17 protein-coding genes are annotated in these 25,141 nt (G+C 69.1%); 5 read left to right on the forward strand and 12 right to left on the reverse strand.

Annotated features, from left to right (window positions below; translation table 11 throughout):
* Positions 1–6 precede the first annotated feature (6 nt).
* The 4 genes from IEY84_RS08260 to IEY84_RS08275 all read right to left on the reverse strand — a co-directional run bounded on the left by IEY84_RS08260 (position 7) and on the right by IEY84_RS08275 (position 5,305).
* Positions 7–2,085, reverse strand: a complete 2,079-nt coding sequence (locus tag IEY84_RS08260; RefSeq protein WP_308424447.1) for a serine/threonine-protein kinase — start codon at positions 2,083–2,085, stop codon at positions 7–9.
* 82 nt (positions 2,086–2,167) lie between these two features.
* Complete coding sequence (locus IEY84_RS08265) at positions 2,168–3,514, reverse strand: exopolysaccharide biosynthesis polyprenyl glycosylphosphotransferase (RefSeq protein WP_183544178.1); 1,347 nt, start codon at positions 3,512–3,514, stop codon at positions 2,168–2,170.
* Positions 3,515–3,657: 143 nt separating this feature from the next.
* On the reverse strand, positions 3,658–4,350 hold the full coding sequence (locus IEY84_RS08270; protein WP_183544180.1) for a response regulator: 693 nt from the start codon (positions 4,348–4,350) through the stop codon (positions 3,658–3,660).
* Positions 4,331–5,305: a sensor histidine kinase gene (locus IEY84_RS08275; RefSeq protein ID WP_183544182.1), complete on the reverse strand. Its 975-nt coding sequence runs from the start codon at positions 5,303–5,305 to the stop codon at positions 4,331–4,333. Before IEY84_RS08275 ends, IEY84_RS08270 begins: the two co-directional genes overlap by 20 nt.
* A gap of 367 nt (positions 5,306–5,672) precedes the next feature.
* Here IEY84_RS08275 and IEY84_RS08280 point away from each other — a divergent pair, with 367 nt between their 5' ends.
* A complete protein-coding gene (locus IEY84_RS08280) occupies positions 5,673–6,335 on the forward strand; it encodes a helix-turn-helix transcriptional regulator (protein ID WP_183544184.1) in 663 nt (220 codons plus the stop codon).
* A gap of 20 nt (positions 6,336–6,355) precedes the next feature.
* Here IEY84_RS08280 and pth read toward each other — a convergent pair whose 3' ends face one another.
* A complete protein-coding gene (gene pth, locus IEY84_RS08285) occupies positions 6,356–6,979 on the reverse strand; it encodes an aminoacyl-tRNA hydrolase (protein ID WP_229788444.1) in 624 nt (207 codons plus the stop codon).
* Positions 6,976–7,599 carry a 50S ribosomal protein L25/general stress protein Ctc gene (locus tag IEY84_RS08290; RefSeq protein WP_183544186.1) on the reverse strand — a complete coding sequence of 208 codons (624 nt, stop codon included), beginning with the start codon at positions 7,597–7,599 and terminating at the stop codon, positions 6,976–6,978. Before IEY84_RS08290 ends, pth begins: the two co-directional genes overlap by 4 nt.
* Positions 7,600–7,821: 222 nt before the next feature.
* Between IEY84_RS08290 and pepN the strand changes: the two genes are divergently transcribed.
* Positions 7,822–10,227, forward strand: a complete 2,406-nt coding sequence (gene pepN, locus IEY84_RS08295) for an aminopeptidase N (protein WP_183544188.1) — start codon at positions 7,822–7,824, stop codon at positions 10,225–10,227.
* A gap of 48 nt (positions 10,228–10,275) precedes the next feature.
* Positions 10,276–11,292: an LCP family protein gene (locus tag IEY84_RS08300; protein WP_183544190.1), complete on the forward strand. Its 1,017-nt coding sequence runs from the start codon at positions 10,276–10,278 to the stop codon at positions 11,290–11,292.
* A 315-nt stretch (positions 11,293–11,607) separates the two neighbouring features.
* Here the strand turns inward: IEY84_RS08300 and IEY84_RS08305 are convergent, their stop codons facing one another.
* From IEY84_RS08305 to IEY84_RS08325, 5 genes are all read right to left on the reverse strand, one after another.
* Positions 11,608–12,870 (reverse strand): HNH endonuclease signature motif containing protein, encoded by a 1,263-nt coding sequence (locus tag IEY84_RS08305; protein ID WP_183544192.1) that lies wholly within the window; start codon positions 12,868–12,870, stop codon positions 11,608–11,610.
* A 486-nt stretch (positions 12,871–13,356) separates the two neighbouring features.
* The gene (locus IEY84_RS08310; RefSeq protein ID WP_183544194.1) at positions 13,357–13,887 is read right to left on the reverse strand and encodes a putative immunity protein; all 531 of its coding nucleotides are present in this window, start codon (positions 13,885–13,887) and stop codon (positions 13,357–13,359) included.
* A 13-nt stretch (positions 13,888–13,900) separates the two neighbouring features.
* A complete protein-coding gene (locus tag IEY84_RS08315; RefSeq protein WP_183544196.1) occupies positions 13,901–14,875 on the reverse strand; it encodes a ribose-phosphate diphosphokinase in 975 nt (324 codons plus the stop codon).
* Positions 14,876–14,949: 74 nt separating this feature from the next.
* Positions 14,950–16,404, reverse strand: coding sequence for a bifunctional UDP-N-acetylglucosamine diphosphorylase/glucosamine-1-phosphate N-acetyltransferase GlmU (gene glmU / locus IEY84_RS08320; protein ID WP_183544198.1), 1,455 nt, complete (start codon positions 16,402–16,404; stop codon positions 14,950–14,952).
* A 126-nt stretch (positions 16,405–16,530) separates the two neighbouring features.
* Entirely contained in the window at positions 16,531–18,666 is a 2,136-nt protein-coding gene (locus tag IEY84_RS08325; protein ID WP_183544200.1) for a SpoIIE family protein phosphatase, read from the reverse strand.
* A 164-nt stretch (positions 18,667–18,830) separates the two neighbouring features.
* On the opposite strand from IEY84_RS08325, the gene IEY84_RS08330 reads away from it, so the two are divergent.
* On the forward strand, positions 18,831–24,161 hold the full coding sequence (locus tag IEY84_RS08330) for a HAMP domain-containing protein (RefSeq protein ID WP_183544202.1): 5,331 nt from the start codon (positions 18,831–18,833) through the stop codon (positions 24,159–24,161).
* Positions 24,162–24,193: 32 nt separating this feature from the next.
* Positions 24,194–24,790: a response regulator gene (locus IEY84_RS08335; protein WP_229788446.1), complete on the forward strand. Its 597-nt coding sequence runs from the start codon at positions 24,194–24,196 to the stop codon at positions 24,788–24,790.
* Positions 24,791–24,904: 114 nt separating this feature from the next.
* Here the strand turns inward: IEY84_RS08335 and IEY84_RS08340 are convergent, their stop codons facing one another.
* Positions 24,905–25,141, reverse strand: coding sequence for a DUF6752 domain-containing protein (locus IEY84_RS08340; protein WP_183544206.1), 237 nt, complete (start codon positions 25,139–25,141; stop codon positions 24,905–24,907).

A 25,141-nucleotide genomic window follows, 5' to 3' on the forward strand; every position in this document is an offset into this window, starting at 1 on the left:
GGCACTCTATCGAGACGCCCGGCGGCTCCGGTACAGACCCAGCCCGAGCCCGAGGGCGATCACCAGCGCGACTCCGGTCAGCGCGGCGCGAAGGACCAGACCCGACTTCGCACGTTCGTGCTCGTCGGTGACGTCGTTCGCCATGCTCTCGGTCGAGGTGAGGATCACCTCACGAAGACTCTGGATGTACTCCACGGCGCCGTCGGACCAGGTGCGCACGAGCGGCTCACCCTTCGACGCTGCCCGCAGCTCCTTGGCGACGCCTTCGATGCTGCCCTTGGCAGCGACGTCGCGGACCGTACGCTGCACCATCATCGCGCCCGAGCCCTTGTCGAAGGTGCCCTCGGAGACTCGGTCGAGGTCCGCCTGCAGCGCAGGCGAGGCACCCGAGTAGAACGCCGAGGACGCCTTCACCCATGCGGCCTCCGCCTCGGTGAGCTCCTTGACCGACTTCGTGTCGATCTCGTTGCCGGACAGCGCCACCATCATGAGCTCCCGCTCGGTGCTGAACGCCTCCGCCGCCGCCTTCAGGTTGCTGAGGTTGCGGAGCTGGTCGCCGGTCTCGTCCTCCAGCTCCGGCACCTGCGCCGCGAGCACCAGCAGGTTGCTGGCCAGGCCGGTGTAGACCTCGCGGGCCGCATCCTGGTCGGCCCGGTCGCCTTCCTGCATCTCGACCCGGTAGTCCTCGAAGTCGTCGAGCACCTCGGTGATGTCGTGGTGGAGCGTGCGCAGCTCGGGGTCGCTGTCGACGTCGATCTCGGCCGCGGCGGTCTGCCACTCCTCGATCGCGAGGTCGGTGGTGTGCAGGTAGGTGGAGCGTACGTTGACCGGCGCCTGCGCGACGGGCTGCAGCGAGTCCCGCTCGAAGATCACGTCGACGGCGAGCTCGATGGTCTCCGGGAGCGCCTCGCTGATGGCTGCGGCCTGGCCTGTCTCGGAGGTGCTGCGGAAGGCGGCGAACGTCGCCACGCCGCAAGCGGCGACGGCGAACAGCGCGACGGCCAGCAGGATGCTCACGGCCCGCCCACCACCGGAGCGCTTCGCGACCCGCGCCCCGCCTGTCGGGAACGATCCGCTGGCGCCGGTCGTGGCGAACCCTCCGGTCGATCCGGTGACGTCGGCGGCCGGGAACGAGCCGCTCCCGCCGAACGGCTGCGCACTGTGCGCGCCTACTCTCTCGAACGCCCCGGAGGTGCGGATAGGACTGGACGCGTGCGTCGTACGCTGTCTCGGAACCTTCGCGTCGAAGACCGGCAGCGGACCCGACCCGGTGAGCACCGCGACGACGTCCTGGGCGGTCGGCCGCTGCTCGGGGTCCTTGGCGATCATCATCGCGACCAGGTCGTCGATGATCCCCGGCACCTGGACCGTGCCGCTGACCCGCGGGATCGGCGCGCTGGCGTGCTGGTAGACCATCGCCGCCGGTGCAGCGCCGGAGTACGGCGTGCGGCCGGTGAGCATCTCGTAGAAGACACAGCCCAGCGAGTAGATGTCGCTCGGCGGACCGACCTCGCCACCCGAGCCACGCTCGGGCGAGAGATAGCCGAGGCTTCCGACGACATCGTGGGTCGAGGTCAGCCGCTGGTCGCCCAGCCGGGCGAGCTGGGCGATCCCGAAGTCGACGATCCGGATCCGGCGGTCACCGTCGTAGACGAGGTTGGAAGGCTTGATGTCGCGGTGGACGATCCCCTGGCCGTGGACCGCTGCGAGCGTACGCGCGGCCTGGACGATCACCTCGCCGGCCTCTCGGGGGATCAGCGGGCCGTGCGAGCGCAGGCGCTCGCCGAGGTCGGGGCCGGTGAGGAGCTCCATGACCAGGAAGGCCGTCGGCCCGCTGCTGGTCTGCTCGATCCCGGCGTCGTGGACCTGCACGGTGCCGGAATGGCTGGCGGCCGCGGTCGAGAGCGACTCGCGCCGGAACCGCTCGATCATCGTCGGGTCGGCCGATGTCCTCACGACCTTGACAGCGACCCAGCGCTGCAGGGTGAGGTCCATCGCTTGCCAGACCTCGCCCATACCGCCTCGCCCGATCAAGCGGTGCAACTCGTAACGGCCAGCGATCATGGGGTGGGGGGAGGTTTGCATGGGGGACGTTCCCGTCAAGGATCCAGTTGTTCGTTCATGTCGGGTTGCTCACACAACGGCCTGGGAGTCTAGGGGACGCCGATCAGTAGGCGCCAGAGCCCCGGACTACAGCTTTCACTGTGCGCACGACGATCCCGAAGTCACGTAGCAGCGTCCAGTTGTCCACATAGTCCAGGTCCAGCCTGACCGTGTCCTCCCAGGAGAGGTCCGAACGCCCCGAGACCTGCCACAACCCGGTCAGACCGGGAGCGACCGCGAGTCGGCGATGTGAGTCGCGATCGTACATCGCCACCTCGCTCGGCAGTCCCGGGCGGGGACCGACCAGCGACATCTGGCCCAGCACGATGTTGAACAGCTGCGGCAGCTCGTCGAGGGAGTACTTCCGCAGCACTCGTCCCACCCGGGTCACCCGGGGGTCGGCGCGGAGCTTGAAGAGGACGTGTCCCGGGCGATGCTCGAGCGTACGCAGCAGCGACTCCGCGTCGACCACCATGGTGCGGAACTTCCAGATCCGGAACTGCTCACCGCCCCGCCCGACACGCACCTGCCGGAAGAACACCGGGCCCGGGGAGTCGAGCTTGATCAGGACCGCCACGGCCACGAAGACCGGGACGAGCACGGCGACAGCGGCCGCCGCGGCCAGCCACTCCCAGACGTACTTGGCGACCCGGGTCAGCCGTGCCCGGAGGGCCTCCTCGACGTAAAGAAGGGTCATCGAGCCCAGTCTCATCGACGACGTACGCTGCGGGGTGACGTCCTGCATCCGGGTGCTGACCAGCAGCGGCAGACCGAAGGACTCGCTCGTCCAGGCCAGCCGCTGGATCTCGCGCCCGGCCAGGTCGGGACCGGGGACGACCAGGACCGCGTCGGGCGCGACCGAGGCGATCGCGCCGGAGAGACCGTCGGCGCGGCAGACGGCCGCGGCCTCCATCAGGCCGCCACTGAGCCGGTGGGTCCATTCCGGGATCGCGCCGGTGTCATGGGCGGCCTCGACGACGACTACCCGCAGCGGGTTGCGCGGCCGGGAGCTGAAGATGTAGCCCACCACCCGGAAGACGAGCGCGGTCACCAGCCCGATGATCGTCTGCGCGACGAGCTGCGCCTGCGGAAGCGTGACCAGCGCACCCAGCAACCAGGTCGCCATGCTCATCGCCATGAACGCCTTGAAGACCCCGGAGACCGTCGCCCGCAGGCGCTCGGCCCCGGGAAGGATCTTCGGGGCGGTGATCCTCGTGGTCAGTGCCCATACCAGGCCCCACCCCAGCGCGTGGACGATCTCCTGCCCCAAGAGCAGCGGCGCCAACAGCACCACCGCGAGCCCGTCCAGCATCGAGGCCTGCAACCGAAGGGAGGGTGTCTTCGGGGACACCCTCCTCTGGTTGAGCTCGAGTGGGGCTGCCGCCTCCACCGATGCCAGCTCGATCGTCATTCGTCTCCCCCGTGGCTTCGGCGCGCCCGAACGCTACTTCATGACAGAACAATGCGGGACGGAACGGCCCGATGGGGCCGGACAGGGTCCGGTTAGACCAAATGAGGGAACGACTCGTCGCCGGCGCAGACCAGTGGCAGGCGTCAGGCCAACGACTGGGGCGATCGCCAGCCGAGCCGGTGCGCGAGACCGACGGCAGCGATCTGGGAGGTCACCTGGAGCTTGGCGAGGATGGACTTCACCTGCGTACGCACCGTCGCCTCGGACACGACGCCGATGACGGCGATCTCGTGGACGGTGCGACCGAGCATCAGGTGGCCGAGCACCTGTGACTCCCGCTTGGTGAGCAGCTCGATGCGGCGGCTGAGGTCGGCGATCTCGTGCTGACGCTCGAACCAGATCCGGATCAGGCGTTCGCGGTCGGTGACCGCGAGCACGCAGGCTCCCTGGTAGAGCCGTCGGACTGTGCCCAGGATCTCGCCGAGCGGGCGGGACTTGGACAGCACCGTCCGAGCACCGTTGCGGAGCGCCTGGCCCCAGCGGGCCTCCTCGATCGCACCGGTCACCACGACCACGTCGACGCCGGCCTTGGCGAGCGGCTCGATCAGGCGTACGCCGTCTCCATAGCGCCCCAGGTCGAGGTCGAGGAGCACGACCTTCGGCTTGTTGCGGAGCACGACATTGACCATCGTGGCGGTGGAGACCGGTTCGCTGGGCATCGGGACGCGGCGTACGTCGTATCCCTCCATCGAGACGGCGAGCTCGAGCGACTCGGCGAAGAGGACATGGTCCTCGACGATGACGACCCGGTACTGGCTACGCGGCGACTGCGTCATCAGACGCGCCTTCCTTCTTCTCTTCGATCACGGCACTGGGGAGGGTGACCACAAAGGTCGTACGTTCCACGGCGGCGAGGCGCAGCGAGCCGCCCATCCTCTCGGCGACGGTGCGGGCCTCGTTGAGCCCGATCCCTTGGCCAGCCGAGTCCGGTCCGCGGACTCCCCAGTCGAAGATCCGCTCACGCACCTCGGGGGCGACGCCGGCGCCATCGTCGGAGACCTCGATCACGACCATCTGGCCGATCCTGCCCGGCTCGTGCCGGACCGCGACGTCGACAGTGCCGGCGCCGTGCTTGGCAGCGTTGTCGAGGAGGATGTTGATGATCTCTGCAGCGGCGTCCGAGCTTCCGGCTGCGAGTGCGTTGCTGGGCCTGTGGGCGACCGTGGTGCCGCTGGCCTCGTGGGCCAGAGCGAGATTGTGGACCACCGCGTCGACATCGATCATGCCGACGTCGACCGGCATCGTGTCGGCACCACCACGGTGGGCGCGCACGAGGCGCTCGAGCCGCCTGAGCTCGCTGCCCATCATGGTCAGCATGGCGACACGACGCTCCGGGTCGAGGGTCTCCGAGCTGCGCAGCAGCTCGCTGGCCGAGCGCACACCGGCAAGGGTCGAGGTCACCTCGTGCATCCGGGCCCGGTGGAGACGCTGCGTCTCTCGCGCACTGAGGAGGTCGTGGTAGATCTCGTCGGCCGCCTTCGCCTCTGCCGCGCACACGCGCCGGTAGATGCGTACGCCGCCGTGCAGGAGGCCCGCGGCCGCCACCAGCGACGTCGCGACGACGATGACCGGGAGGATCCAGAGAAGGGGTCCCTGGGCTTGAAATGAGACCCACGGGCCTTGGAGGACGGCGATCAGCAGACTCTGGACGCCGATGAAGACAGCTGTAGTGGTTGCGAACGCGGTGGTTAACCAACCCGAGTTGACCCGCTTGAAAATGGACGTAGACATACTGCTCCCCAGGACGGGTCGGCCAGTGAGGTATGAGTCCCGAATCGGGCCGTGTCCAGGCCCTGCTCCCTCAGCCCGAGCTTGTCGGGCCTTCCCAATTTGAATGATGTGACCGAATCCTTCGCTGAAGGAAACGTAATCAACACGTTATCCCCGCGCGACCGCATTCTGGGCCAATACCGAGAATTGAGGAGACAAGAAATTCGAGGTCGTCCGCAACCTACGTTGCGGGACACGTCGTCCCAGGTCATCCCCAAACTTGGGGCACTGTAGAACATGTTCCCGATATCGGCTCTCCGCCGATCAGAATGGCCATACCCCCCAGGAGATCCGGCGGGGCCCACGGCAACCGAATGGCGCGGCAGACATGGCAGGCTCGACCCCAGGCCTCCGGGTCGCGGTATCGGCGGACGAGACGATGACCCTCGACGCGGTGAGAGTCGCGCTCGACGAGCGCGGCATCACCGTGACGGCGACCGCTGCCACCGACGCCGACCCGGTCGCTCTCCTCGACGGCGACCCCGCCACCTGGCTGATGGTCACCGACCTCGACCACTGGAGTCATCTGGACCGGGTCTGCGCGCTGGTAGGCGGCGTACGTCTGCCGGGGGTCGTGCTGACCACCGCGCCGAGGGGAGGGCTGTGGGGTGCCCTGCTCGAGGCCGGCTCGGTCACGGTCCTCGCCGCCGACGCCGACTCCGACACGATCGAAGGCGCGCTTCGCGACGCCGCTGAGAACCGCCCGGGACACTCTCCGGCGGAGACCGAGGGTCTGCTGGCGCAGTGGCACCTGATGCGCGACGAGCGGGACCGGATGCGCCGTCTCGTCGGCTCCCTGACCAGCCGCGAGCACGAGGTGCTCGAGCTGCTCTACGAGGGAGTCACGGTCGCCGAGATCGCGGCCCGCTTCGGCGTGGCCCAGGCGACGGTGCGGAGCCAGGTGAAGGCGATCCTGCGGAAGTTCGAGGTCGGCTCCCAGCTGGCCGCGGTGGCTGCGTACGACCGCTGTCTGCGGCCGACGACCTCGTGAGCAGAGCCTAGGAGCTGACCCTAGGAGTTGAACCGTTGCTGGGTCTTCTCCAGACCCTCGGTGATCAGCGTCTCGATGGCGTCTGCGGCCGTGTCGACCACGAAGGGCAGCACCTTGCGCTCGGCGCTGGAGAAGTTGGAGAGCACGAAGTCGTGCACCTCCTGGCGGCCGGGCGGGCGGCCGATGCCGACGCGCAGCCGGTGGAAGTCGCCGGTGCCCAACGAGGAGCGCATCGACTTGAGGCCGTTGTGGCCGTTGTCGCCGCCGCCCAGCTTGACCCGCATCGTGTCGAAGGCGATGTCGAGCTCGTCGTGGATGGCGATGACGTGGTCGGGCGGGACCTTGTAGAAGGTCGCGAGCGCCTTGACCGGCCCGCCGGACTCGTTCATGTAGGTCCGGGAACGGGCGAGCACGACGCGTGGGCCGGGCAGCCCCGGAGTACCCTGCATACTTGCAGGGGCCCGGAGCCGCCCTTCCACGACGTCAGCACGACCGGACTTGTGGGCGCGCCACTTGCCGTCCAGCCGGTTGGCCAGCTCGTCGGTGACGAGGTAGCCGATGTTGTGACGGTGCCCGGCGTACGTCGGCCCGGGGTTGCCCAGGCCGACGACCAGCCAGACGCCGTCGGTCACCGAAGCGGTCACTCGCCGTCGGTGGCCTCAGCCTCAGCGGCCTCAGCGGCCTCGCCCTCAGCGGCCTCGCCGTCGGCGGGCTCCTCGTTGATCTGCGCTTCGGTGATGTTGACGACCAGGGCCTCCGGGTCGGTGACCAGGGTGGTGCCCTTCGGCAGCTCGACGGCGCCCGCGAGGATCTGGGTGCCGGCCTCGAGGCCCTCGACGCTGATCTCGATGCCCTCCGGCACGTGGGTGGCCTCGGTCTCGACGGTCAGGGTGTTGGCGTCGGTGACGACCATGGTGCCGGAGATCGCGTCGCCCACGACGTGGACGGGGATGTCGACGGTGACCTTCTCGCCGGCGCGGACGGCGACGAAGTCGACGTGCTCGATGACACGGCGGACGTCGTCGACCTGGACCTGCTTGGTCATGGCGAGCTGGATCTTGCCCTCGATGTCGAGCTCCAGCAGCGCGTTCGCACCGTGGTTCTTGAGTGCCATCATGGTGGCGTGGCCCGGCAGGCTCAGGTGGATCGGGTCGGCGCCGTGGCCGTAGACGACCGCCGGGATCTTGTTCTCACGGCGGATGCGGCGAGCGGCACCCTTGCCGAACTCGGTGCGCTTCTCGGCGACGATCTTCTCGCTGGACATGCGGTGAACTCCTCGATGAGTGGTGCTGGCGTCAATGGCGCCCGGCAGGTCCAACGAAGGCCGTGCGACAAAGGCACGGCGTCTCATGAGGAGACGTCCGCCTTGTCGATCACGGAGCGCGAGGCGCTCCCTCGCCGAGGCAACTGCCACAGCCTATCCTCGGATCACGCTCACAGCGAAATGCGCGCGCGTGCTGACCTGCGAGGACGTACCTTGGCCGTCGTGTCCCTCACCCTCGACGAGGCCCGCACGCGGGCCGGCCTGATCAGCTCCGTCTCCTACTCCCTCGATCTCGACGTCACCGGCCTCGAGAGCTTCCACAGCCGCACCCGGGTCCGGTTCAGGTCCACCGCCGCCGAGACGTTCCTGGAGCTGAAGGGCGCGCTCACGGCGTCGCTGCTCGTCAACGGGACGGTTGTCGAGGCTGCGTACGACGGTGGGCGGCTGAGCCTGATCGGGTTGTCGACCGAGACGGTCAACGAGGTGGAGGTGGTCGCGACGCTGCCCTACACGACCGACGGCGACGGGATGCACACCTTCACCGACCCAGCCGACGGACTGCGCTACGTGTCCGCCTATCTGGGCATGGACAACGCCGCCAAGGTGGTCGCCTGCTTCGACCAGACCGACCTGAAGGCTTCGTTCGCGGTCTCGGTGACCGCCGATCCGGCCGACACCGTCCTCGCCAACGGTGCCGTCGTCTCGCGCGACGCCGGCCGCTGGGTCTTCGCGACCACTCCCCCGATCCCGCCGGCGCTCCTCGTCGTGGCGGCCGGCCGGTGGCACTCGGTGCGGTGGTCCCATGCAGGGCTGGAGTTCGGCTGGCACGCCCGGCGGTCGCTGGCGGCCGAGCTGGACCGGGACGCGGCCGAGCTGCGGCGTACGACCGAGGCGTGCTTCGCCCACTACGCCGACCTCATCGACGAGCCCTTCCCGTTCGACTCCTACGACCAGGTCTTCGTGCCCGGGCTCAACTGGGGCGCGCAGGAGATGCCGGGCTGCGTGACCTACCGCGACGAGCTGCTGCCGCGCGGAGCGATCACCGACACCCAGCGGGCGATGCGCGCGGTGATCATCGCCCACGAGATGTCACACATGTGGTTCGGCGACTCGATGACCATGACCTGGTGGGAGGACACCTGGTTGCAGGAGTCGTTCGCCGACTACATGGGCTATCGCGTCGCGGAGGCGGGAGCCGGCTTCTCGGACCTCCTGGTCGAGGTGGAGATCCGGAGCAAGCCGTGGGGCTACCGCTCCGACGCGCGCCGCTCGACCCACCCGGTCGCCCCGTTGGCCACCGACGTACCCGACGTGGACACCGCCGCCACCATCTTCGACGGCATCTCCTACGCCAAGGGCGGCGCCTGCCTGGTGCAGCTCGCGTTCTGGCTGGGGGACGAGGAGTTCATGGCGGGGGTCAACCGTCACCTGACCCGCTTCCGCTTCGCGAACGCGACCCTGGCCGACTTCGTCGAGTCGCTCGCAGCGAGCTCCTCGAAGGACGTACGCGGTTGGGTCGACGCCTGGCTGCGGCAACCGGGCTTCGACACGGTGTCGGTGCGGCGTGACGGGGATGTGCCGGTGCTGGAACGCGAGGGGAGCCGGCCGCACGCGTTCACCGTCGCCGCCTACGACTCCGCGCTGCAGATCGTCGGGAGGCGGCGGGTCGAGCTCGGTGCCGAGCCGCTGCCGCTGCCGGAGCTCGCCGGTCTTGCGATCGTGCCCAACGCCGGCGGCGAGACCTTCGCCGCGCTCCGGTTCGATCCCGCTTCATGGGAGACGCTCTCCGCCGGACTGTCCCGGATCGAGGACCCGCTCGTACGTGCCGTGCTCTGGTCCTCCACCGCCCTCCAGGTGCGCTCGCGCGACCTCTCGGCCGACGACTTCCTCGATCTGGTCGAGGCCCACCTGCCCACGGAGACTCGTGCGGACATCATCCAGGGAGTGCTCTCGGAGGCACGGACGGTGGTGATCCCGCAGCGGGTGCCTGCCTCGCAGGCTGCTGGCGCGGTCGCGCGGGTCGCCGCCGCGGCCGCCGCGGGCCTGGCGGCCGCCGCGGACGACGAACAGCGCGCCCTGGCCTGGGCCGCGACACTGGCCGCGACCAGCGCCGACGCCGGGCTGTTGCGTACGTGGCTCGACGACGATCGGGTCGCCGTCGGCGTCCCGCTGCTGCCGACGACACGCTGGGAGGCGGTCGTGCGTCTCGCCTCCCTCGGTGAGGCCGATGCGCGCTTCATCTCCGCCGAGCGCGACCGCGACGGCACCGTCGAAGGAGACCTCGGGGCGCTCCGCGCGCTCGCCGCCCGGCCCTCGACGATCGCGAAGGACGCCGCCCGGGAGGCGATGCTCGCTCCCGGCGTCGACAATCGTCGTTTCGGTTCGCTGGCGTCTGGCATGTGGGTCGCCGAGCAGGCCCACCTGCTTCGTCCCTATGTCGCCGCCTATCTCGCCGAGGCCCCGGGACTGGCCAGGCGCGGACAGGCCTTCGCCCTCGAGGTCGGCCGCGCCTTTCCGCGGATCGCTCTCGATGGCGGTCAGCTGGATGCGCTGCGCACGGCCCTGGCCGGCGACGTACCGACGATCCTGCGCAGGTCCTGGGAGGACCACTTCGATGACCGCGAGTAGCGCCCACTAGCCTCATGTCGCCCTCGACCCCCACCCCTGAGGACGGCCATGAAGAAGTCGCGCATCTGGCTCGGCGTCGGGATCACATTCGTCGTGCTGGTCGGCGCCGTCGCCGGTTCGGGTTGGTACCTAGCTCACCGGCTCGACCGACAGGTCCAGACCGTCGATGTCTTCTCCGGGCTCGAGGATCGTCCGGAGCCGGCCACCGCCGCTGCTGCGGGTGCCATGAACATCCTGCTGCTGGGGACCGACGGCCGCACCGGCGGCAAGGCCACCACCGGCAGCCAGGCCACCGCGTCATGGACGCCCGGTGAGCAGCGGGCGGACACGATGATGCTGCTCCATCTCAGCGCGGACCGCCGCTCGGCCTCGGTCGTCTCGATCCCGCGGGACTCCTGGGTACGGATCCCCGGCCACGGCAAGGCCAAGGTCAACGCCGCCTTCTCCCAGGGTGGGCCGCGGCTCAGCGTGCAGACCGTCGAGAAGCTCACCGGCGTACGCATCGACCATGTCGCCTGGGTCGACTGGGCCGGCTTCGAGGAGATCGGCGACCTGCTCGGCGGCGTCGAGGTCTACGTCCCCGAGACCGTCCACGACTCGGCCCGGAACCACACCTGGACCAAGGGCAGCCATCTGCTCAGCGGCGAGGAGGCCCTTCTCTACGTACGCCAGCGCTACGGCCTCCCCGGCGGCGACCTGGACCGGGTCAAGCGCCAGCAGTACGTCCTCCGCTCCATCCTCCGCGGCCTGCGCCAGAGCGTCGACCCGAAGAACCCCAAGAAGGCCTACGACCTCCTCGACATCATCACCCGCCACCTGACCGTCGACTCCGGCTTCTCGGGCGGTGATCTCCGTGGTTTGGCGCTCGACCTGGCCCGGATGCCCTCTTCGGACCTGACCTTCTTCACCGCCCCCGTGGCGGGGCTCGGCAAGGAAGGCGCGCAGAGCGTCGTCCATCTCGACAAGCGTAAGGGTCGGCAGCTCTGGGAGGCGATGCGTGAGGACGAGATGGATGTGTGGCTGGCTGAGAATCCTGGGATTGTCACCGGGCAGACTGTGAGCTGAGGTCTCTTCGTTTGGTTGGGGCCGCCGACCCGTTGTGGATGGTGTTCTCGCCGGTTCCCGGCGTGAATATTTGGCTGGTTATCGGGTCGGCGGCGGGGTATAGCGCAGCGATATTCGGGTTGGGTACGGGAGTGAGGCTGGGGTGATGTGCCCCGCCCAGCGGGTCCATCCGGGGCACTGCACAAGACGATGACATCTTGTGAAGCGTTCACAAGGAGGCGTGCTTCCCTGGGTGTAGGAGAGGTCGCTTGGTTGTTGGCTATGACAGAGGGTCCGACCTTGTGAAAGTTTCACAAGGTCAAGCCGGGCGTGCGGTCAGACGCGGCGGGCGAACCGGATCCGTCCATCCGGTAGCCGCTCATAGGTGTAGTCGGGGTCATGAATCCGACGATGATCACTGGCACACAACAGGACCATGTTCGCCATGTCGGTTCTGCCGCCTTGAGACCATGGTTTCAGATGATGTGCTTCGGTCCAGGCTGCTGGGGCGTCGCAGTCTTCGGCCTGACAACACTTGTCGCGTAGTCGTAGTGCTCGGTGTTGGACGGGGTGGGCCAGGCGGATGCTGCGGCCGAAGTCGAGGATCTCCGAATCGCTGCCGAGCACGACGGGGATCAGGTCGGCGTTGCACGCCATCCGACGGGCCTCCGTGGCGGTGATCTGCTCACCGTCGAACCCAAGAGCCGCGGTACCGAGATCCCTGCGGAGGTCCTCGACGCTCATCGTGACGAACACCGTGGTGGCGTGACCGCCATGGCGGGGGAGCTGGTCGACGTCGTAGGTCTCGATGATCCGGGCGAACGCCTGCCCCAGGAGCCGGTCATAGGGGGTCTTGCGGCCACGGTTCTCCGCAGACAGCTTCCGGGGCTGGGCCAACGAGTCCAGCATCGTGCGGAGCCTGATCCCGACAGCGGTCGAGACTCGGGCGTGGATGTCCACTGTCCCGTCCCCGTTGGTGCGCGTCTGGAAGAAGGTCCGCCGTTGGGCGGCTTCTTCTTCGCGCTGGAGTGCTTTGGCCTCGGCGGCCTCGAAACGTTCGGGGTCGACCGTGGCCAGGATGTGTTTCCCGGCGGTCGCTAGCTTCTTCGCGGTCAGCTCGGTGGCGGACTCGACCAGCAGCTTCTCCGCCAAGACCAGGTCCTCGGTAGTGGCCACGGGGTCGGTGGCGACCTGGTCGAGGGCTGTGGTGATCACCCAGGCCTTGTCCTGGGAGATGACGCCTGCAGCCATGCCGGCGGCGACGAGTTCGTACTTGCCTACGGCGGTCGCGAGCTTTACCTCGGCGCGGCCGGTCTTCTTGTCGACCAGCAGCTCGGTCAGCATCCATCCGGAGACATCCTTGGCACCGGTCTCCTCGGCGATATCCCCAGCAGCAGCCAGGATCCGCAGCTTCAACGCCGCTTGTTTGGCCTGGAGTCGCTCGATCCGTTCCAGCGCTGTCTTCTTCTGACTGGTACGCCAGTAGGCAGGGTCACGGGTCAGGAGGGTGTCGAGGGAGGACTCGATGGCCGCCAGCTCAGCATCGATCGCGTCAGCGGGGTTGGTGCCCCAGTGGTCGATGCTGCCGTCCAGGCTCATCGTCGCCCCTCCTCTCCGAGCATGTTCAGAGGCGTGTCGTGATGGGTCTGATTCTACTCTTCAATCACCGTTCTGTGAACCTATTCTCCCAGGTCAAACGCCTTTTTCGCGGTGAGCGAACGGCCTCAAACCTGTGGATGGTAAGTGGCCCGAAGGGCCACCCTCCCAACCCGCGACAGCACCCGCCCGAAGCATGTTTGCGCTGCGCCACACCCGGGCCGCCGCCCCGATAGCCAGCCAAATATTTCTCGGCGGGCACCGGAGTCAAGGACCGCGAAAGCGGCCGGCGTAGCCGGCGGCCGAAGGCCGTCCTTTACTCCGGGGTCCGCCGAGAAGACCCTCGAAGAAGGGTCGGCGGCCCAGGCCAGCCTTCGGGTGGGACGTTCCGGCAGGGAGCCGTGTTGGTCTCGACACGCCTCCGCCTAGCGGCTCCGGCGGCTCGACCAGCGGGGCCGCGGCTCGACCAGCGGGGCAGGGAGGTCAACCTCAGCGAAGCGCCCTCAACCGCCCATCCAGCTCACACATGAGCGTAGCGACACGATTCCCACCAGAAGAAACAGCGGGATACCGCAAGAGAACCCCGACAACCCCCGGCGTCGCCCGAGCAACAGCACGGTCCAACGAGAGCGAAGCAGCCCCAGGATCCCCAGAGGCGTCGATCTCCGCGATCCGAGCGACACTGGCCCCGGCGCGAAGGATGTGCCCGACCTGGGCGGCATCGGCCAGCGGATGGAGGTAGGCGGCCGAGGCGGCGTCGCCGGCACTTCGGGCGGCCAGCCGAGCAGCCTCGGAAGGGGCCTCCTTGGCCGCGCGATGGGCATCCAAGGAGGTGACCCGCTGCAGCTTCGTACGTTTCGCACCACCGACGAACTCCCAGGCCGCATCCAGCGCCAGCCGCGGTCGAGGGTCGTCGGGGCAGGCCGCCTCGAACAGAGGCAGCACCTCGGCAGCGGACTCCGCGACGTAGCGGGCGACGACCCGCAGCTCGTCGGTCGTCAGCTCGAAGTCGCCCGCCACGAACGAAGCAGGGTCAGGCGTGACCGTCGAACATCGAGGTCACCGAGCCGTCCTCGAAGACCTCACGGATCGCGCGGGCGAGCATGGGGGCGATGGAGAGCGTGGTGAGCTTGTCGAACTGCTTCTCCTCCGGCACCGGGAGGGTGTTGGTGATGACGACCTCGAGGGCGGTGGAGTTCTTCAGCCGGTCGACGGCAGGGTCGGAGAGGATCGCGTGGGTGGCGCAGATGATCACGCCGGCGGCACCGTCGGCCATGAGTGCGTCGGCGGCCTTCACGATCGTGCCACCGGTGTCGATCATGTCGTCGGTGAGGATGCAGATGCGGTCCTTGACCTCACCCACGACGCGATTGGCGACGGTCTCGTTGGGCCGGTTGATGTCGCGGGTCTTGTGGATGAACGCCAGCGGCGCCCCACCGAGCCGCGCGGCCCAGCGCTCGGCGACCTTGATCCGGCCGGCGTCGGGAGAGACGACGGCGAGCGGCTGGTTGCCGTACTTGTCCTTGATGTAGTCGGTCAGCAGCGGCAGCGCCATCAGGTGGTCGACGGGGCCGTCGAAGTAGCCCTGGAGCTGGTCGGCGTGGAGGTCGACGGAGATGATCCGGTCCGCACCCGCGGTCTTGAACATGTCGGCGACCAGACGGGCCGAGATCGGCTCGCGGCCGCGGTGCTTCTTGTCCTGGCGGGAGTAGCCCCAGAACGGCATCACGACGGTGATCCGCTTGGCCGAGGCGCGCTTGAGCGCGTCGACCATGATCAGGTGCTCCATGAGCCACTGGTTGATCGGCGCCGTGTGCGACTGGATGACGAACGCGTCCGAACCGCGCACCGACTCCTCGTAGCGTACGTAGATCTCGGAGTTGGCGAAGTCGTAGGCCGAGGTCGGCGTCAGCTTCGTTCCCAGAAGGTCCGCGACCTCCTCGGCGAGGACCGGGTGAGCCCGGCCGCTGAAGAGCATCATCTGCTTCTCGGTGGTGCGCTTGGTCATCTGCTGGCTCCTACCCCCGGGGTCACTGCCCTTGGATTCTCCATCAACTACCCCGCCGGGCCCAACCCCCGACGTCACTCGCCTGTCGCCGAGGGTTCACCGATGATGGGTACGCCCGCCTCGAGCGCTTCCTCGGCCGCGGCCGCCTGTGGCGTGCCTGCCCTCTTCGTCAGCGCCCACCCCTCGATGATCCGCTGCTGACCTGCGGAGACGGCCAGCGCACCGGGCGGCACGTCGTCGCGGATAAGGGCCTCGCCACCGGTCGCAGCGCCGTCACCGACGACCACCGGGGCGACAAACGTCACACCTGACCCCGACTTCACGTGGCGTCCGATCCGGGTCTTGTGCTTGTTGACCCCGTCGTAGTTCGCGAAGATCGTGCCGGCCCCGATGTTGGAGCCCTCGCCGATCGTCGCATCGCCGACGTAGGACAGGTGCGGCACCTTGGCACCGGCTCCGATGGTCGAGTTCTTGACCTCGACGAAGCCGCCGATCTTGCCCTCGTCACCGAGCACCGTGCCCGGGCGCAGGTAGGAGAACGGCCCGACGTTGGCACCGGGCCCGACGACGGCGAGCTCGGCCTGCGTACGCACCACCCGGGCGCCGTGGCCGACCTCGGTGTCCTTCAGCGTGCAGTCGGGACCGATCACCGCGTCCTCGTCGATCCGGGTGGCCCCGATCAGCTGGGTGCCGGGCAGGATCGTGACGTCGGGCGAGAGCTCGACGTCGGCGTCGATCCAGGTCGTGGCCGGGTCCATCACCGTCACCCCGTCCTTCATCCACCGGGTCACGATCCGATCGTTGAGGATCTTCCCGAGCGCGGCGAGCTGGGCGCGGTCGTTGGCGCCCTCGGCCTCGCTGACGTCGTCGAGGACGTACGCATCGACGCCCAGCCCGTCGGCGACGGCGAGCGCGATCGCGTCGGTGAGGTAGAACTCCTTCTTGGCGTTGTCGTTGCCGATCCGCGGAAGCACCCCGGCCAGGAAGGCGCCGTCGAAGGCGATGATCCCCGAGTTGATCTCGGTGATCGCGCGCTGCTCGTCGGTCGCGTCCTTCTCCTCGATGATCCCGGCGACCCCGCCGTCTCCGCGCAGGATCCGGCCGTAGCCGAACGGCTCCGGGACGATCCCGCTCAGGATCGTCGCGGCCCGGCCGGCGGCCTCGTGGTCGGCCACCAGCGCGCGCAGCGACTCACCGCGCAGCAGCGGCGTGTCGCCGTACGTCACCACGACCGTCCCGGCGGAGACCGATGCCGCCTCGACCGCCATCCGCACCGCGTGGGCCGTGCCGAGCTGCTCGTTCTGGACCGCGATCACGGCCTCGGGCAGGATCTCGGCGATGTGCGGCTCGACCAGCTCCCGCTGATGCCCCACGACCGCGACGACCCGAGAGGCCCCGGCCTCCGAGACCGCGGCCAGGACGTGGCCCACGAGGCTCCGCCCCGCGATCTGGTGGAGCATCTTGGGAGTCTTGGACTTCATCCGGGTGCCGCCACCGGCGGCCAGCACGATCACGGTGAGCTCGCTCATGTCGTGTCAGTCTAGGGCGCCGATCCCCCACCTCGACGCGGGCCTGGGGACGCGCGCACCTGGCGGCGGCGGCTCGGAGCCTGCGCCTGACCGTGGACGAGCGCGACCACCATCTCCAGCAGACACCTATCCGGGCAGGCCCGTGCCCAGATCGAGCACGAGGACGGCCATGTCGTCGGCGGCCGGTGCGGTGGAGAAGTCCGCGACCGCGCTCAGCAGCCGGTCAGCGACGGCCTGCGCGCCGACGCCGATGCCGGCGGCGAGGACGGCCTCGACCCCACCCTCCTCGAACATCGTCTGCCCGGCCCGGCGCTCCAGGACCCCGTCGGTGACGACGACGAACCGGTCTCCGCGTGCGACGGTCACCTCCTCCTCGATGTAGTCGACCGCGTCGAGCACACCGAGCAGCGGCTGCGGCCGACCGACCCGCACGGCCGGCACGCCTGGCCGTGCCCGGGTGACCAGGAACGGCGGCGGATGACCGGCGCAGACGAGCCGCAACCGGAACCGGGAGGCCGCGGTCACTTCGATCGTCCCGCACACCATCGTGATGAACCGACCTCGCTGACCCTCGTCGCAGATCGCGGCGTTGAGCCGCTCCAGGGTCGGCGCGATCGGGATACCTGCCCGGATCAGCGCCCGCACGGTGTGGCGCGACATCCCGGCGACCGTGGCCGCCTCCGGCCCGACACCGCACACGTCACCCACCATGAAGCCCCAGCGCCCGGCGCCGAGCGCGAAGATGTCGTAGAAGTCGCCGCCGGCGTCGTTGAACTCCCCCGTCGGCTCATAGCCCACGCCGATGTCGACGCCGGGGATCTCCGGCAGTACCGCCGGCAGCAGGCTGCGCTGCAGCGACTGGCCGATCTCGTGGAGCTCGGTGTGGGCGCGGGCGTTGTCGATGGCCAGCGCCGCCCGACGGGCGATCGACTCCGCGACCATCAGCCGCTCGCGACGCAGCGGCTCACCAGCGGGACGCCCGAGGGTCAGCCAGCCGATGATCCGGTTGCGGGCCTCCAACGGGAGGATCGCGACCTCGCCGGGAAAGTCTGGCTCGGTAGGGGTCTCTCGACCCGTCGGGGCCGACTCCTCGAGGGCGTCCTGCAACGCATCGAGCTGTTGCTCGTCGGCGTGCCAGGCGAACTGGAGCCGAGGACGACCGCGGGCATCGTTGAGATGGATGCCGCACCACGTGGCCAGTCGAGGCACCACGATCTGTCCGGTCATCGCCGTCGTGGTCTCCAGGTCCAGGGACCCGGCCAGCATCACGCTGGCCTCCCCCAGGAACGACAGCCAGGCTCGCCGCTCGCCGTCGGCCGCTCGGGTGGAGGCTCGGTCGACGCTCGCGGCCGCCCAGTCCGCGACCCGCTGCAGCTGGGCGCCGTCCTCGGTCGTGAAGCCGCCAGGCTCGGCCCGCGCGAGCGCCAGCGTCCCGATCACCCGGCCGTCGAAGGCCACCGGTGCGGTCACGAGCGAGCGCAGCTCGAGACCCAGGAGCAGCTCGACCGGGGTCGCCCGGAGGTCGCCGATCGACAACGGTCGAAACGATGCCTGGAGACTCGGCGCGCCGGCGTCGCCACGACGTACGCTCCGCCCCTGGAGCGGCGCAGCAGACCCGCTCACGGCGGCCACCACGAACCGGTCCTCGGTCTCGTCCTCCAGCAGCAGGTACGCCGCATCGGCACCGAACCGCTCCCGGGTCTGCTCCACGACCAGCTCGAGCATGTCGGTGAGGGGGAGCTGGTTGAGCGCCAACCCGCCCAGTCCCAGCGGATCCTGGCCGGCGGCAGACGCAGCAGCGGCCGCGCGGCGGCGTACGTCTTGGGTCTCCGGACCGCCGGCCGTCGGTGCCTCGGCGTCGAGGGTCTCCTCGACCAGCGCGAACGCCGCCCACACCCGCTTGTGATCCCTGCGGTACTCCACTCCCCAGGCAGTCGACAGCGCCGAGGTGATGAGGAGCCCGCGACCGTGCTCGCCTGCGCCGGGATGGGCGTTCGCACCCACCGGGAGCACGCGGGTGGGATGCAGGTCGAGCACGTCGATGCGGAGCCGGTCCCGCTCACGGACGACCGAGACCGTCATCGGTGTGCCGGCATGGGTCACCGCGTTGGTCACGAGCTCGCTGGTGAGCAGCACGGCGTCTTCGAGGAGATCGTCGAGCCCCCATTCGGCCAGCACCGTCCGCGCGAAACGGCGCGCTTCGGAGACCGACGTAGGTGCCGGTTCGAACGTGCGCGAGAGCGTCTCGACTCCAGTGCTCATGGCCACCGACGATTCTGCACCCCTTCGGCGGCGAAAGGCACTGATCCGGCGAAGGTATCCGCGCGTACCATCAGAATCGGTGGTGAACGATGATTCGTCAGCCACGACGAGCCGGCGGATGCGACACTGCAGCGGACGCGCGATCCAGCGCGAGAGGAGGCGAGATGCCCTCATCGCCGGGCCCGTCGGCGGATGCATCGACCAGCACCACGCTCCCGGAGCAGGTGTCCGTCGACCCGATCGCGCTGCGCCGCGTCAAGGACGCGATGGCGGCCATGCGCGACGGCATCTTCACCGGACGTATCGAGCCTGTCGACGGACCGCTCGGTGACCTCGCCTCCCTCCACAACGAGATCGCCGAGCGACTGAGCCATCTGAGCGGCGAGCTCACCCGCGTGCGTCGCGACGCCGGTCGCGACGGCCACCACGACGAGCGGCTCCGGCCGAGCATCGGGGGCGGTTCGTGGGCCGGCGCCGTCGAGGACGCCAACGGGCTCGTCGACGACCTGGTCCGCCCGACCGCCGAGGTGGCCCGGGTCGTCGCCGCGGTCTCCGCCGGCGACCTCACCCAGACGATGGCGGTACGCCACGGCAGCCGCGCCCTCAAGGGCGACCCGCTGCTGGTCGCCAAGAGCGTGAACGGCCTGGTCGCCCAGCTCGCCACGATCACCGAGGAGATCGCCCGGGTCACCCGCGAGGTCGGCACCGAGGGCAAGCTCGGTGGCCGTGCCCGGGTGCGGAACGCCTCCGGCACCTGGCGCGACCTCGTCGACGCGGTCAACACCATGTCCTCCCGCCTGACCGCGCAGGTCCGAGACATCGCCGAGGTCACCACCGCGGTCGCCAACGGCGACCTGTCCCGCACGGTCACCATCGAGGTCTCCGGCGAGATGGCGCAGCTCAAGGACACCGTCGACCGGATGGTCGGCCAGCTGTCCTCGTTCGCCGCCGAGGTCACCCGTGTCGCCCGCGAGGTCGGCACCGAGGGCCGCCTCGGCGGCCAGGCCGACGTGCGCGGCGTCTCCGGCACCTGGCGCGACCTGACCGACTCGGTCAACACGATGGCCTCCAACCTGACCTCCCAGGTGCGCGGGATCTCCTCGGTCGCCAAGGCCGTCGCCCGCGGTGACCTGTCGCAGCAGATCACGGTCACCGCGCGTGGTGAGGTCGCAGAGCTGGCCGAGACGCTCAACTCGATGACCGCCACCTTGCAGACCTTCGCCGACGAGGTCACCCGCGTCGCCCGCGAGGTCGGCACCGAGGGCCGCCTCGGCGGCCAGGCCGAGGTCCCCGGCGTCGCCGGCCGGTGGAAGGACCTCACCGACTCGGTGAACTCGATGGCCTCCAACCTGACCAACCAGGTCCGCGACATCGCCCAGGTCACCACCGCGGTGGCCGGCGGCGACCTGTCCCAGAAGATCACCGTCGACGTACGCGGCGAGCTCTACGAGCTCAAGACCACCGTCAACACCATGGTCGACCAGCTCTCCGCATTCGCCGACGAGGTCACCCGCGTCGCCCGCGAGGTCGGCACCGAGGGCATGCTGGGCGGCCAGGCCGAGGTGCCTGGCGTCGGCGGCCGGTGGAAGGACCTCACCGACTCGGTCAACTCGATGGCGACCAACCTGACCAACCAGGTCCGCAACATCGCCCAGGTCACCACCGCCGTGGCCGGCGGCGACCTCTCCCAGAAGATCACCGTCGACGTACGCGGCGAGCTCGCCGAGCTCAAGACCACCGTCAACACCATGGTCGACCAGCTCTCCGCCTTCGCCGACGAGGTCACCCGTGTCGCTCGCGAGGTCGGTGGCGAGGGTCAGCTCGGCGGCCAGGCGGCGGTGCCCGGCGTCTCCGGGACCTGGCGCGACCTGACCGACTCGGTGAACTTCATGGCAGGCACGCTGACCGCCCAGGTCCGAAACATCGCCCAGGTGACGACAGCGGTGGCCCGCGGCGACCTGAGCCGGCAGATCACCGTCGACGCCCGCGGCGAGATCCTCGAGCTCAAGTCGACCATCAACACCATGGTCGACCAGCTCTCCTCCTTCGCCGACGAGGTCACCCGCGTCGCCCGCGAGGTCGGCACCGAGGGCCGCCTCGGCGGCCAGGCCGACGTCCACGACGTCTCCGGCACCTGGAAGGACCTCACCGACTCCGTCAACTCGATGGCCTCCAACCTGACCTCCCAGGTCCGCAACATCGCCCAGGTCACCACCGCCGTCGCCCGCGGCGACCTCACCCAGAAGATCACCGTCGACGCCCGCGGCGAGATCCTCGAGCTCAAGTCGACCATCAACACCATGGTCGACCAGCTCGGGTCGTTCGCCGACGAGGTCACCCGCGTCGCCCGCGAGGTCGGCACCGAGGGCGCGCTCGGCGGCCAGGCCCAGGTGCCCGGCGTCGCCGGCACCTGGCGTGACCTGACCGTCTCGGTGAACTCGATGGCCTCCAACCTGACCAACCAGGTCCGCAGCATCGCCCAGGTCTCCAAGGCGGTCTCGCAGGGTGACCTGTCACAGAAGATCTCCATCGAGGCGCGCGGTGAGGTCGCCGCCCTGGCCGGCACCCTCAACGCGATGGTCGACACGCTGCGTACGTTCGCCGACGAGGTCACCCGGGTCGCCCGCGAGGTCGGCACCGAGGGGTCACTAGGTGGTCAGGCCCACGTACGTGGTGTGGCCGGCACCTGGAAGGACCTCACCGACTCGGTGAACTCGATGGCCTCCAACCTGACGTCCCAGGTCCGCAACATCGCCCAGGTCACCACGGCCGTCGCCCGTGGCGACCTGACCCAGAAGATCACCGTCGACGCCCGCGGCGAGATCCTGGAGCTCAAGTCCACGGTCAACACCATGGTCGACCAGCTCTCCTCCTTCGCCGACGAGGTCACCCGCGTCGCCCGCGAGGTCGGCACCGAGGGCAAGCTCGGTGGCCAGGCCGAGGTCGCCGATGTCTCCGGCACCTGGCGCGGACTGACGGAGAACGTCAACCAGCTCGCCTCGACGCTGACCACGCAGCTCCGCGCGATCGCCGAGGTGTCTGCTGCGGTGACCCAGGGCGACCTGAGCCGGCAGATCACCGTCGGCGCCGCCGGCGAGGTCGCCGACCTGAAGGACAACCTCAACGAGATGATCGACTCGCTGCGGGAGACCACGAAGGCCAACGAGGACCAGGACTGGCTCAAGACCAACCTGGCCCGGTTCACCGGCCACATGCAGGGTGGGCGCGACCTGCTCGAGGTCGCCCGGCTGATCGTCTCCGAGCTCACCCCGCTCGTCGGCGCCCAGCAGGGCTCGATCTTCCTCACCGACCAGACCGCCGAGCACGGCGGCCCCAAGGTTCTTCGCCGGATCGCCTCCTACGGCTACCAGCCCAGCCCCGACGTCCCCGATGTCTTCGCCGTCGGTGAGGGCCTGGTCGGACAGGCCGCCTACGATCGCCAGCCGATCATCGTGCGCGACGTCCCGGCGGGCTTCCTGCGGATCTCCTCCGGACACGGTTCGGCCGCGCCGACCTCGGTCGTGGTGCTCCCGGTCGTCTTCGAGGAGAAGGTGATCGGTGTCGTCGAGCTCGCCTCCTTCCGGCCGTTCAGCGCCGTCCACATGCAGTTCCTCGAGCAGCTCGCCGAGTCGATCGGGGTCTCGTTGAACGCGATCATGGCCAGCTCGCGCACCGAGGAGCTGCTGGTCGAGTCGCAGCGTCTCGCCGCCGAGCTCCAGGATCGACAGGACGAGGGCGCACGGCAGCAGGTGGAGCTGCAGGAGACCAACGCTGCCCTCGAGGAGAAGGCCCGCCAGCTCGCCGACCAGAACCAGGCGATCGAGATCAAGAACCTCGAGATCGAGGAGGCCCGGCGTGGCCTGGAGGAGCGCGCCGAGCAGCTCGCGCTCTCCTCGCGCTACAAGTCGGAGTTCCTGGCCAACATGTCGCACGAGCTGCGTACGCCGCTCAACTCGCTGCTCATCCTGGCCCGGCTGCTCTCCGACAACGTCGACGGCAACCTCAACTCCCGCCAGGTGGAGTACTCCCGCACGATCCACGGCGCCGGCACCGATCTCCTCCAGCTGATCAACGACATCCTCGACCTGTCCAAGGTCGAGGCGGGGAAGATGGACGTCCACGTCGCCGACGTGGCCGTGACCTCGGTGGTCGAGTACGTCGAGGCGACCTTCCGGCCGCTGACCGCGGAGAAGGACCTCGACTTCATCGTCAGCGTCGCCCCCGACGTACCTCGCGTGCTGAGCTCAGACCAGCACCGCCTGCAGCAGGTGCTCCGAAACCTGCTCTCCAACGCGGTCAAGTTCACCGACAGCGGCGACGTCCGGCTCTTGATCCGCAACGCCTCCGGCGAGCGGTTCTCGATGCCCAGCCTGCAACAGGCCGACGCGGTCCTGGCCTTCTCGGTCGTCGACACCGGTATCGGCATCCCGCCCGAGAAGCTGCGGGTCATCTTCGAGGCGTTCCAGCAGGCCGACGGCACGATCAGCCGCAAGTTCGGCGGCACCGGCCTGGGGCTGTCGATCAGCCGCGAGGTCGCCCACCTCATCGGCGGCGAGATCCAGGTCGAGAGCGAGCCCGGACGCGGCAGCTCCTTCACTCTCTATGTGCCCCGGACGAGCTCGGAGACCACCAACGATGCCCAGCCCACGACATCCGCAGCGGACGAGCGGCAGACCACCGCGCCGTACGCCGACCAGCTGCTGCTGGTGGTCAGCGGCGGCAGCGACGAGTCGGGCGCCAGCGCCGTCGTAGAGGCCCTGTTCGGGGCGGTCGACGAGGTCGAGACCCTCGTCGGGATCTCTCCCGAGGACGCTCGGGCCGTCCTGGCCGAGCGTGACGTCGACTGCGTGGTGCTGGACCTGCCTCCGGCCGAGGGCGGCTTCGACGTCCTTCGCTGGGTCCGCACCCACAAGCGCACCCAGGACGTCCCGGTGGTGCTGAGCCGGGTCGGCGAGATGACCAAGGCCCAGAAGAGCAGGTTGGACAGGTACGCCCGGGCGATGACCATCAAGACCCCGGCGACCACCGAGGAGATGATCGAGGAGGTGAGCGTCGTGCTGGGCCACACCGGAGTGCCTCTTCCGCGGACGTACGTCACCGAGCCGGCCGACACAGCCGGCCAGTTCGTGGGACGGCGGATCCTGATCGTCGACGACGACGTACGCAACGTCTTCGCGCTCACGAGCGCGCTCGAGCAGCACGGCATCGACGTCCTCTACGCAGAGTCAGGCGAAGCCGGGATCGAGGCGCTGCAGCGGGAGCCGGGGGTCGATCTCGTCCTGATGGACATCATGATGCCGGGCATGGACGGCCTGAGCGCGATGCGGATCATCCGCGACAACCCGCAGTTCAAGAGCCTGCCGATGATCGCCCTGACCGCGAAGGCGATGACCGGCGACAGGGAAGACAGCATCGCCGCCGGCGCCTCGGAGTACATCACCAAGCCGGTCGATGTCACCGACCTGCTCTCGTTGTTCCGGTCGTGGTTGTCATGAGTGAGCGGGAGGGGAGGGCGAGGATCCTGCTGGTGGACGATCGGCCGGCCAACCTGGTCGCGCTCGAGGCCATCCTCGGCTCGCTCAACGAGACCCTCGTCCGTGCGGGTTCCGGGGAGGACGCCCTGCGTGCCCTGCTCCACGACGAGTTCGCGCTGATCCTCCTGGACGCACAGATGCCGGGGATGGACGGCTTCGAGACGGCGACCCGGATCAAGGCCCGGGAGCGCACCAAGGACGTCCCGATCATCTTTCTGACCGCCAACGACTTCGACACCCATCTCGCCTATCGCGGCTACGCGACCGGCGCCGCCGACTTCCTCGCCAAGCCGTTCGACCCGTGGCTGCTGCGCGCGAAGGTGCAGGTCTTCGTGGACCTATGGCATGCGAGCCGCAAGCTCAGCGCCCAAGCAGACCTGCTGCGCCGGTCCCTGGACGGACGGCCCGCCTCGTTCCCGGGCCGCGTCGAAGTCGACGTCGTCGAGGATCTCCGTTCCCGGCTCACGGGGGTGGAGGAGGCAGCTGCCGAGCTGGACAGCGGCGCCGACATGGGCCCGGGGAGCGACGCCCGCCGTCGGCTCGGACAGCGGATCGACGACCTCAGGCAGGCCTTGGAAGCGTTGGGGTGATCGAGCGCTCGAGCTGTAGATCTCGACCCGCAGTTGCGGCTTCGCAAGCTCAGCCGCACGCTCGCTCGATCTCTTCGCGTTGTGACCTTGCTCGTCCCTCGCAAGGTCACAGGCTCAGATCCGCGAGCGGTACTCCGCGAGGATCTTCTCCGCCTTCTCCTTGTCGGCGTCCTGCAGCGGGATGAGCAGCTCGGCGACCACGTCGGTCAGCTCGGCGACGCGCCGGTTGAGCTGGCGCTGCTCCTGCACCTCGGCCTCGAGCGCCTCGATGCGGCGGACCAGCGAGGCACGCGTACGGGCGACGTCGCGCGCACCGCGCGCGATGTTCTTGATGCTGGATTCGTCGGACAT

It is taken from the genome of Nocardioides albus (assembly GCF_014648255.1).
GTDB classification, from domain to species: Bacteria; Actinomycetota; Actinomycetes; order Propionibacteriales; family Nocardioidaceae; genus Nocardioides; species Nocardioides albus.